Origin of the sequence: Actinomadura sp. NPDC048032 (assembly GCF_040653175.1) — a bacterium.
In the GTDB taxonomy this organism is placed as follows: Bacteria; Actinomycetota; Actinomycetes; order Streptosporangiales; family Streptosporangiaceae; genus Spirillospora; species Spirillospora verrucosospora.
Map to the genome: position 1 here is coordinate 1 of NZ_JBEZJP010000379.1, position 8219 is coordinate 8219.

Below are 8219 nucleotides of genomic sequence, written 5' to 3' on the forward strand. Positions count from 1 at the left end.
GATCACCCGCGTCCGCGCCCACGACCCCCTCGGGGGGCCGTCACTTCTCCAGTGAACCCGTCGACCTCTCCAGCGGGCCCGTCACTTCTCCAACGGGCGCAGCGCGGTGAGGGCGCGCTTGGTGACCTCTTCGACCGGTCCGGTGGCGTCGATGCCGACGAGGATGTTCTCGTCGGCGTAGAACTGCACCAGCGGCGCCGTGTCGTGCCGGTACACCTCCAGGCGGTGCATGACGACCTCTTCCTTGTCGTCGTCCCGCTGGAACAGGTGACCCCCGCAGTCGTCGCAGATGTCGTCCTGCTTGTCGTCGAAGTCGACGTGCCAGATCCGGCCGCACTTGTCGCAGGTGCGCCGGCCCGACAGCCGCCGGACGACCTCGTCCTCGTCGACGACGAGCTCCAGCACGATGTCGAGGCGGGTGTCCCACTCGGCGAGGATCTTCTTCAGCGTCTCGGCCTGCGGGACGTTGCGCGGGAACCCGTCCAGCAGGAAGCCGTCGCGGGCGTCGTCCTCGCCGAGCCGGTCGCGGACCATCGCGATCGTGACCTCGTCGGGGACGAGGTCGCCGCGGTCCATGTACTGCTTGGCCTGCCGGCCGAGCGGCGTCCCGCCGCTGACGTTCGCGCGGAAGATGTCACCTGTCGAGATCTTCGGGACCGACAGATGAGATGCGATGAACTGGGCCTGCGTCCCCTTGCCCGCACCCGGGGGGCCCACCAGGACGATACGCACTACCGGAGGAAGCCCTCGTAGTTGCGCTGCTGGAGCTGACTCTCGATCTGCTTCACGGTATCCAGTCCGACGCCGACGACGATGAGGATGCTCGTGCCGCCGAACGGGAAGTCCGAGCTCGCCTTCATGAGTGCGAAGGCGACCATCGGGATGAGGGACACGAGCCCCAGGTAGAGCGCACCGGGTGTGGTGATCCGGGTCAGCACGAAGTCGAGGTACTCGGCGGTCGGCCGACCAGGACGGATACCTGGGATGAATCCACCATACTTCTTCATGTTGTCGGCGACTTCAGTGGGGTTGAAGGTGATCGCCACATAGAAGTACGTGAAGAAGATGATGAAGACGAAGAAGATCCCCATGTGCCAGGCGTTGTCCTGCTGGAGATAGGGCTGGACCTTTTGCAGCCACTTCGTGTTGGGCCACAACTGGGTGGCCAGTACCGGCAGGTAGAGCAGCGAGGACGCGAAGATGATCGGGATGATGCCGGCCTGGTTGACCTTCAGCGGGATGTAGGTCGACGTGCCGCCGTACATGCGGCGTCCCACCATCCGCTTGGCGTACTGGACCGGGATGCGCCGCTGGGCCTGCTCGACGAACACGACCCCGGCCATGATCGCCAGACCCACCAGGATCACGACCGCGAAGACGAAGCCGTTCTTGGTCTTGTAGATGCTCCAGAACTGGGCGGGGAAGACCGCCACCACCTGGGTGAAGATCAGGATCGACATGCCGTTGCCGACGCCGCGGTCGGTGACCAGCTCGCCCAGCCACATGATGACGGTCGTGCCCGCCACCATGATGATCACCATCGTGATGATCGGGAAGATGCCCTTGTCGTACAGGATGTCGCCGCTGCCGGAGATGCCCTGGAACAACTGACCGGTGCTCGCCATCGCGACGATGCCGGTCGCCTGCAGGATCGCCAACCCGACCGTCAGGTACCGCGTGTACTGGGTGATCTTCGTCGTGCCGGCCTGGCCCTCCTTCTTCAGGGCCTCCAGCCGCGGGATCACCACCGTCAGCAGCTGCAGGATGATGCTGGCCGTGATGTACGGCATGATGCCGAGCGCGAAGACCGACAGCTTCAGCAGCGCGCCGCCGCTGAACAGGTCGACCAGGCCGTAGAGCTGGCTGCTGCCCTTGGCCGCGTCCGCGGTCTCCTTCAGCACCTTCACGTTCACGTTGGGCGTCGGCAGGATCGAACCGATCCTGAACACCACGATCATGAACAACGTGAAAAGGATTTTCTTACGCAGGTCAGGCGTACGGAAAGCCCGAGCGAACGCGGTCAGCACCATTCCTCCTGCGCGACTGGCGGGTTCATGGCCGCCGAGGGGGCGGTTTCAGGTCCATGAGTTCGGGCGGAGAATACCCGGTGTGACGGCAGAGTGCGCAATCTCACGCGGAGTACCTTCGCTCGTGTGACTCTAACAGCAGATGACACCGGGGCCGCCCCGCCGGACCCGGCGGCCTCACGGCCCCGGGCCTCATGCGGGCGCGGCCCCGGCATCAGGTGTCCTTCTTACAGCTCGTCGGCGGATCCGCCGGCGGCCGCGATCTTCTCCTTGGCGGCGCCGGAGAAGGCGTGCGCCTTCACCCGGACCGCGACGGAGATGTCGCCCGTGCCGAGGATCTTGACCGGACGGCCGCGGCGCACCGCGCCCTTCGCCGCCAGGTCCTCCGCCGTGACCTCGCCGCCCTCGGGGTAGAGCGCGGCGAGCTTGTCCAGGTTCACGACCTGGAACTCGACCCGGTTCGGGTTCTTGAAGCCCTTGAGCTTCGGAACCCGGCGGATCAGGGGCATCTGGCCGCCCTCGAAACCGACGGGGACGGTGCTGCGGGCCTTGGTGCCCTTGGTGCCGCGACCGGCGGTCTTGCCCTTGGACGCCTCGCCACGGCCCTTGCGGGTCTTGGCCTTGTTGGCGCCGGGGGCCGGACGCAGGTCGTGCACCTTCAGCGGGGCGCCCTCGGTCTCCGCAGCGGAGTCCTTACCGAGATCAGCCGCCATGTCAGTCGACCTCCTCGACGGTGACCAGGTGCGCCACCGTCCGGATCATGCCGAGCACCTCGGGGCGGTCCTCGCGGACCACGCTCTGCCCGATCTTCTTCAGGCCCAGGGTGCGCAGCGTGTCACGCTGGTTCTGCTTCTCGCTGATCACGGACTTGGTCTGCGTGATCTTCAGGTTGCTCACGACGACGCGACCTCCGCCCTCGGCTCGCTGCCCGCGGCACGCGCGCGCAGCATGGCCGCCGGGGCGACGTCCTCGATCGGCAGGCCGCGCTTGGCCGCGATCTCCTCGGGACGCTTCAGCGACTTCAGACCCGCGATCGTGGCGTGCACGATGTTGATCGCGTTGTCGCTGCCCAGCGACTTGCTCAGCACGTCGTGGATGCCGGCGCACTCCAGGACCGCGCGCACCGGGCCGCCGGCGATGACGCCGGTACCGGGGCTGGCCGGACGGAGCAGGACCTCGCCCGCCGCGTCGCGCGCCTGCACCAGGTGCGGGATGGTGCCCTGGATCCGCGGCACCTTGAAGAAGTGCTTCTTGGCCTCCTCGACGCCCTTGGCGATCGCCGCGGGCACCTCCTTGGCCTTGCCGTAGCCGACGCCGACGGTGCCGTTGCCGTCACCGACGATCACCAGAGCGGTGAAGCTGAAGCGACGCCCGCCCTTGACGACCTTGGCGACACGGTTGATCGCCACGACCTTCTCGATGTACGACTGGCCCTTGTCGGCGCCACCGCGGCGGTCGTCGCGGCGGTCGCGACGGTCGCCACCCTGACCGCCACCACGCCTCTGCGCTGCCATCAGTGGTTCCTCTCGTTCACCTTGTAAAGGGCCATCAGAGCTCCAGGCCCCCCTCACGCGCACCGTCCGCGACAGCGGCGATACGGCCGTGGTACTTGTTGCCGCCGCGGTCGAACACGACCGCGTGGACGCCGGCCTGCTTGGCCCGCTCGGCGACGAGCTCGCCGACCTTGCGGGACTTGGCCGTCTTGTCGCCGGAGTCGGCGCGCAGGTCCGCCTCCATCGTCGACGCGCTGGCCAGCGTGTGGCCCTTGTCGTCGTCGATGACCTGGACGAACACGTGCCGGCTGGAGCGGGTCACGACCAGGCGCGGCCGCGCGGCGCTGCCCACGACCTTCTTGCGGACCCGCAGGTGCCGACGCTTGCGAGCAAGCTGGCGACCGCTCGTGGCCTTGCCGGCCAGGGTCTTGGTGCCTGCCATGACTACTTACCAGCCTTTCCGACCTTGCGGCGGATCTGCTCGCCCTCGTAGCGCACGCCCTTGCCCTTGTACGGGTCGGGCTTGCGCAGCTTGCGGATGCGGGCGGCGATCTCACCGACGAGCTGCTTGTCGATGCCCTCGACGACGAGCTGCGTCGGCCTCTCCACCGTGAAGGTGATGCCCTCCGGCGCCTCGAACGGGATCGGGTGGCTGTAGCCGAGCGAGAACTCCACGTTCTTGCCCTTGGCCACCACCCGGTAGCCGACGCCCTGGATGACCAGGGTCTTCTTGTAACCGTCGGTGACACCGACGACCATGTTGTTGATCAGCGTCCGAGTGAGCCCGTGCAGGCCGCGCACCTTGTTGACGTCGTTGGGCCGGGAGACGACGAGCTTGCCGTCCTCCTGGCTGACCTCGATGGGGTCGGCGACGGTGTGCGAGAGCGTGCCCTTCGGGCCCTTGACGGTGACCTCGCGGCCTTCGAGCTTGACCTCGACACCGCTGGGCACGCTGATGGGGAGACGTCCGATACGAGACATTAGAAGTGCCCTCCCCTCACCAGACGTAGGCGAGGACTTCCCCGCCCACTCCGCGCTTGCCGGCCTGACGGTCCGTCATCAGGCCCGAGGACGTCGAGATGATCGCGACGCCCAGCCCGCCCAGGACCTTCGGCAGGTTGTCCTTCTTCGCGTACACACGCAGACCCGGCTTCGAGACGCGCTTGATGCCGGCGATCGAACGCTCGCGGGTCGGGCCGAACTTCAGCTCGATCAGGAGCTTCTTGCCGACCTCGGCGTCCTCCACGGTCCAGCCCGAGATGTAGCCCTCCTGCTGGAGGATCTCGGCGATGTGCGCCTTGATCTTCGAGTACGGCATCGCCACCGAGTCGTGGTACGCCGAATTCGCGTTGCGCAGACGCGTCAGCATGTCTGCGATCGGGTCGGTCATCGTCATGGCCTACTGGCCCTCCCTCGCCACGGTTTCCTCGGGTTGATGCGGCCCGTGGACCTTTGGCGCGGTCGTGGACACCTTCTCAGGCGCCCGGTTGGTCATTACAGGCCGGCTTCCGCCGCCCCCGGAGCCGCGCTCCGGGGACGCGGTCACCAGCTGGACTTCGTGATGCCAGGCAGCTCGCCGCGGTGGGCCATCTCCCGGAAGCACACGCGGCACAGGCCGAACTTCCGGTAGACGGAGCGCGGACGCCCGCAGCGCGAGCACCGAGTGTACGCGCGCACGCCGAACTTCGGCTTCCGCGCCGCCTTGGCGATCAGCGACTTCTTCGCCATGCTCAGCTCTCCTTGAAGGGGAAGCCCAGGAGCTTGAGCAGCGCCCGGCCCTCGTCGTCGGTCTTCGCGGACGTCACGACCGTGATGTCCATGCCCCGCGAGCGGTCGATCTTGTCCGGGTCGACCTCGTGGAACATGACCTGCTCGGTCAGCCCGAAGGTGTAGTTGCCGTTGCCGTCGAACTGCTTCGGCGACAGCCCGCGGAAGTCGCGGATACGGGGCAGCGCCGTGGCGAGCAGGCGGTCCAGGAACTCCCACATCCGGTCGCCGCGCAGCGTGGCGTGCGCGCCGATCGGCATGCCCTCGCGCAGCTTGAACTGCGCGATGGACTTGCGGGCCCGGTTCACCGCGGGCTTCTGCCCGGTGATCGCCGCCAGGTCGCGGATCGCGCCCTCGATCAGCTTGGCGTCCTTGGCCGCGTCGCCGACCCCCATGTTGACCACGATCTTGGTCAGCGAGGGGATCTGCATGACGTTGGCGTAGCCGAACTGCTCGCGCATCTGGCCCGCGATCTCCTCGCGGTAGCGCAGCTTCAGCCTCGGCGTCGGAACGGGACGCTCGGTAACGGTCTCGGTCATCGGTCTCAGATCTCCTTACCGCTACGGCGCGAGATCCGAACCTTCGTGCCGTCGTCGTTGGTGCGGTAACCGACCCGTGCCGGCTTGCCGTCCTCGACGATCGCGACGTTGCTGACGTGCAGCGGCGCCTCGACCGTGACGCGACCGCTCTCCTTGCCGGCACGCTGCTGGTCGGCCTTGATGTTCTTGGTGATGAGGTTGACGCCCTCGACGACGACCCGCTCCTCGCGGGAGATGACGCGCAGGACCTTGCCCGTCGCGCCCTTGTCCTTGCCGGCGATGACGATGACCTCGTCGCCCTTACGGATCTTCATCAGAGCACCTCCGGCGCGAGCGAGATGATGCGCATGAACTTCTTCTCGCGCAGTTCGCGGCCCACCGGGCCGAAGATACGGGTGCCGCGGGGGTCGCCGCCGTCCTTGATCAGGACGGCGGCGTTCTCGTCGAAGCGGATGTAGGAGCCGTCCGGGCGCCGGCGCTCCTTGCGGGTGCGCACGACGACCGCCTTGACGACGTCACCCTTCTTCACGCCCGCGCCGGGAAGGGCGTCCTTCACCGTCGCGACGATGATGTCGCCGACTCCCGCGTAGCGCCGACCCGAGCCGCCGAGAACCCGGATGCAAAGGATCTCCTTCGCACCCGTGTTGTCGGCGACCTTGAGTCGCGACTCCTGCTGGATCACGTCTAACTCCTGTTCGTCACACCGGTTCTCGGCGCCCCCTTCGCGGGCGCCGAGCCTGGTGGAACCAGACTGTGGTCAATAGCGGGACTGCGTCCCGCGGGCCTGCGGCCCTACTTGGCCTTCTCGAGGATCTCCACCACGCGCCACCGCTTGGTGGCCGACAGCGGCCGGGTCTCCATGAGACGGACGCGGTCGCCGACGCCGCACTCGTTGGCCTCGTCGTGCGCCTTGTAGTTCTTCGTGCGGCGGATCACCTTGTGGTACTTGGGGTGCTTCACGCGGTCCTCGACGGACACGACCACGGTCTTGTCCATCTTGTCGCTGACCACCAGACCCTCAAGGATCTTGCGGCTGGTCCGCTGCTCGGTCGTCTGCTCGGTCATTCGTTGCCCTCCGCGGCGTCCTCGACCGTCACGATGCCGAGCTCGCGCTCCCGCATCACGGTGTAGATGCGGGCGATCTCGCGCTTGACGGTGCGCAGCCGCCCGTGGCTCTCAAGCTGGCCGGTGGCGGCCTGGAAGCGGAGGTTGAACAGCTCCTCCTTGGCCTCCCGGAGCTTGGTGACCAGGACGTCCTCGGGCTCGGTCCGCAGGTCGTCGGCGGTAAGACCCTTGGCCATCAGGACTCACCCACCTCTCGCTTAACGATCTTGCACTTCATCGGCAGCTTGTGGATCGCGCGGGTGAGCGCCTCCCGAGCGACCTGCTCGTTCGGGTAGGAGATCTCGAACAGCACGCGGCCCGGCTTGACGTTCGCCACCCACCACTCCACGGAGCCCTTACCGGAGCCCATGCGGGTCTCGGCGGGCTTCTTGGTCAGCGGACGGTCCGGGAAGATGTTGATCCAGACCTTGCCGCCGCGCTTGATGTGGCGGGTCATGGCGATACGCGCGGCCTCGATCTGCCGGTTGGTCACGTACGCGCTCTCGACGGCCTGGATGCCGTACTCGCCGAACGTCACCCTCGTGCCGCCCTTGGCCATGCCGCGGCGCTTCGGGTGGTGCTGCTTGCGGTGCTTGACCTTGCGAGGGATCAGCATCGGTTACTCAGCTCCCCTCACCCTGCGGAGCAGCCTCGGCGGTCGGCGCCGGCTGCTCGGAACCCTGCTGCTGCTTCTGCTCGCCGCCACGGCCACCGCCGGCGCCACCGGCGCCGCCACGGCCACCGCGACCGCCGCGGCCGCCGCCGCGACGCTCACCGCCGCGGCGCTCGCGGCCACCGCCGCCGCCCGCGGCGCGCTGCTGCGCGGCCTGCTGCTCGCGCTCGGCGCGCGTCTGCGCGGCCTCGCCCTTGTAGATCCACACCTTGACGCCGATGCGGCCGAACGTCGTCCGGGCCTCGTAGAACCCGTAGTCGATGTCGGCGCGCAGCGTGTGCAGCGGGACCTGGCCCTCGCGGTAGAACTCCGACCGCGACATCTCGGCGCCGCCGAGACGGCCGCCGCACTGGACCTTGATGCCCTTGGCGCCGGACTTCATCGCGGACTGGATCGCCTTGCGCATGGCACGGCGGAACGCGACGCGGCTGGACAGCTGCTCGGCCACGCCCTGCGCGACGAGCTGCGCGTCGATCTCGGGGTTCTTGACCTCGAGGATGTTCAGCCGGACCTGCTTGCCGGTCAGCTTCTCCAGGTCGCCGCGCAGGCGCTCGGCCTCCGCGCCGCGACGGCCGATGACGATGCCCGGCCGGGCGGTGTGGATGTTGACCTCGAC

16 protein-coding genes are annotated in these 8219 nt (G+C 67.8%); all 16 read right to left on the minus strand.

The annotated features are described in order from the left end of the window. Positions 1-81 precede the first annotated feature (81 nt). Positions 82-732, minus strand: a complete 651-nt coding sequence (locus AB0C69_RS33460; protein WP_149258925.1) for an adenylate kinase — start codon at positions 730-732, stop codon at positions 82-84. After that, a complete protein-coding gene (secY, locus tag AB0C69_RS33465; protein WP_345176825.1) occupies positions 732-2027 on the minus strand; it encodes a preprotein translocase subunit SecY in 1296 nt (431 codons plus the stop codon). Before secY ends, AB0C69_RS33460 begins: the two co-directional genes overlap by 1 nt. 227 nt (positions 2028-2254) lie before the next feature. Then, complete coding sequence (rplO, locus tag AB0C69_RS33470) at positions 2255-2740, minus strand: 50S ribosomal protein L15 (protein WP_345176393.1); 486 nt, start codon at positions 2738-2740, stop codon at positions 2255-2257. 1 nt (position 2741) lies between these two features. After that, complete coding sequence (rpmD, locus tag AB0C69_RS33475) at positions 2742-2924, minus strand: 50S ribosomal protein L30 (protein WP_021596720.1); 183 nt, start codon at positions 2922-2924, stop codon at positions 2742-2744. After that, entirely contained in the window at positions 2921-3544 is a 624-nt protein-coding gene (rpsE, locus tag AB0C69_RS33480; RefSeq protein WP_149259522.1) for a 30S ribosomal protein S5, read from the minus strand. The genes rpmD and rpsE overlap by 4 nt, the downstream gene beginning before the upstream one ends. Positions 3545-3575: 31 nt before the next feature. Beyond that, on the minus strand, positions 3576-3962 hold the full coding sequence (gene rplR / locus AB0C69_RS33485; protein ID WP_089314936.1) for a 50S ribosomal protein L18: 387 nt from the start codon (positions 3960-3962) through the stop codon (positions 3576-3578). Positions 3963-3964: 2 nt separating this feature from the next. Further along, positions 3965-4501, minus strand: coding sequence for a 50S ribosomal protein L6 (rplF, locus tag AB0C69_RS33490; protein ID WP_345176387.1), 537 nt, complete (start codon positions 4499-4501; stop codon positions 3965-3967). A 16-nt stretch (positions 4502-4517) separates the two neighbouring features. Then, positions 4518-4916: a 30S ribosomal protein S8 gene (rpsH, locus tag AB0C69_RS33495; RefSeq protein ID WP_089314938.1), complete on the minus strand. Its 399-nt coding sequence runs from the start codon at positions 4914-4916 to the stop codon at positions 4518-4520. A 146-nt stretch (positions 4917-5062) separates the two neighbouring features. Beyond that, positions 5063-5248, minus strand: a complete 186-nt coding sequence (locus AB0C69_RS33500; RefSeq protein WP_018657585.1) for a type Z 30S ribosomal protein S14 — start codon at positions 5246-5248, stop codon at positions 5063-5065. A 2-nt stretch (positions 5249-5250) separates the two neighbouring features. Then, complete coding sequence (gene rplE, locus AB0C69_RS33505) at positions 5251-5826, minus strand: 50S ribosomal protein L5 (RefSeq protein WP_185028472.1); 576 nt, start codon at positions 5824-5826, stop codon at positions 5251-5253. Between the two features lie 5 nt (positions 5827-5831). Then, on the minus strand, positions 5832-6140 hold the full coding sequence (rplX, locus tag AB0C69_RS33510; RefSeq protein WP_360358919.1) for a 50S ribosomal protein L24: 309 nt from the start codon (positions 6138-6140) through the stop codon (positions 5832-5834). Continuing rightward, positions 6140-6508, minus strand: a complete 369-nt coding sequence (gene rplN, locus AB0C69_RS33515) for a 50S ribosomal protein L14 (RefSeq protein ID WP_021596728.1) — start codon at positions 6506-6508, stop codon at positions 6140-6142. Before rplN ends, rplX begins: the two co-directional genes overlap by 1 nt. A gap of 110 nt (positions 6509-6618) precedes the next feature. Continuing rightward, positions 6619-6891 (minus strand): 30S ribosomal protein S17, encoded by a 273-nt coding sequence (gene rpsQ, locus AB0C69_RS33520; RefSeq protein ID WP_345176381.1) that lies wholly within the window; start codon positions 6889-6891, stop codon positions 6619-6621. After that, on the minus strand, positions 6888-7127 hold the full coding sequence (gene rpmC / locus AB0C69_RS33525) for a 50S ribosomal protein L29 (RefSeq protein WP_185028474.1): 240 nt from the start codon (positions 7125-7127) through the stop codon (positions 6888-6890). The genes rpsQ and rpmC overlap by 4 nt, the downstream gene beginning before the upstream one ends. Continuing rightward, positions 7127-7546, minus strand: coding sequence for a 50S ribosomal protein L16 (gene rplP, locus AB0C69_RS33530; RefSeq protein ID WP_089314943.1), 420 nt, complete (start codon positions 7544-7546; stop codon positions 7127-7129). The genes rpmC and rplP overlap by 1 nt, the downstream gene beginning before the upstream one ends. A 7-nt stretch (positions 7547-7553) precedes the next feature. Then, positions 7554-8219: 30S ribosomal protein S3 (gene rpsC, locus AB0C69_RS33535; RefSeq protein WP_360358922.1), on the minus strand; the 666-nt coding region annotated here is incomplete at its 5' end.

Excerpts from the sequence above, each read along its gene's own strand:
- rplP (WP_089314943.1), bottom strand. The coding sequence starts at position 7,546 with ATGCTGATCCCTCGCAAGGTCAAGCACCGCAAGCAGCACCACCCGAAG.
- rpmC (WP_185028474.1), bottom strand. The coding sequence starts at position 7,127 with ATGGCCAAGGGTCTTACCGCCGACGACCTGCGGACCGAGCCCGAGGAC.
- rplO (WP_345176393.1), bottom strand. The coding sequence starts at position 2,740 with ATGGCGGCTGATCTCGGTAAGGACTCCGCTGCGGAGACCGAGGGCGCC.
- rplX (WP_360358919.1), bottom strand. The coding sequence starts at position 6,140 with ATGAAGATCCGTAAGGGCGACGAGGTCATCGTCATCGCCGGCAAGGAC.
- rpsH (WP_089314938.1), bottom strand. The coding sequence starts at position 4,916 with ATGACGATGACCGACCCGATCGCAGACATGCTGACGCGTCTGCGCAAC.
- AB0C69_RS33500 (WP_018657585.1), bottom strand. The coding sequence starts at position 5,248 with ATGGCGAAGAAGTCGCTGATCGCCAAGGCGGCGCGGAAGCCGAAGTTC.
- rplR (WP_089314936.1), bottom strand. The coding sequence starts at position 3,962 with ATGGCAGGCACCAAGACCCTGGCCGGCAAGGCCACGAGCGGTCGCCAG.
- rplE (WP_185028472.1), bottom strand. The coding sequence starts at position 5,826 with ATGACCGAGACCGTTACCGAGCGTCCCGTTCCGACGCCGAGGCTGAAG.
- rplF (WP_345176387.1), bottom strand. The coding sequence starts at position 4,501 with ATGTCTCGTATCGGACGTCTCCCCATCAGCGTGCCCAGCGGTGTCGAG.
- rpsQ (WP_345176381.1), bottom strand. The coding sequence starts at position 6,891 with ATGACCGAGCAGACGACCGAGCAGCGGACCAGCCGCAAGATCCTTGAG.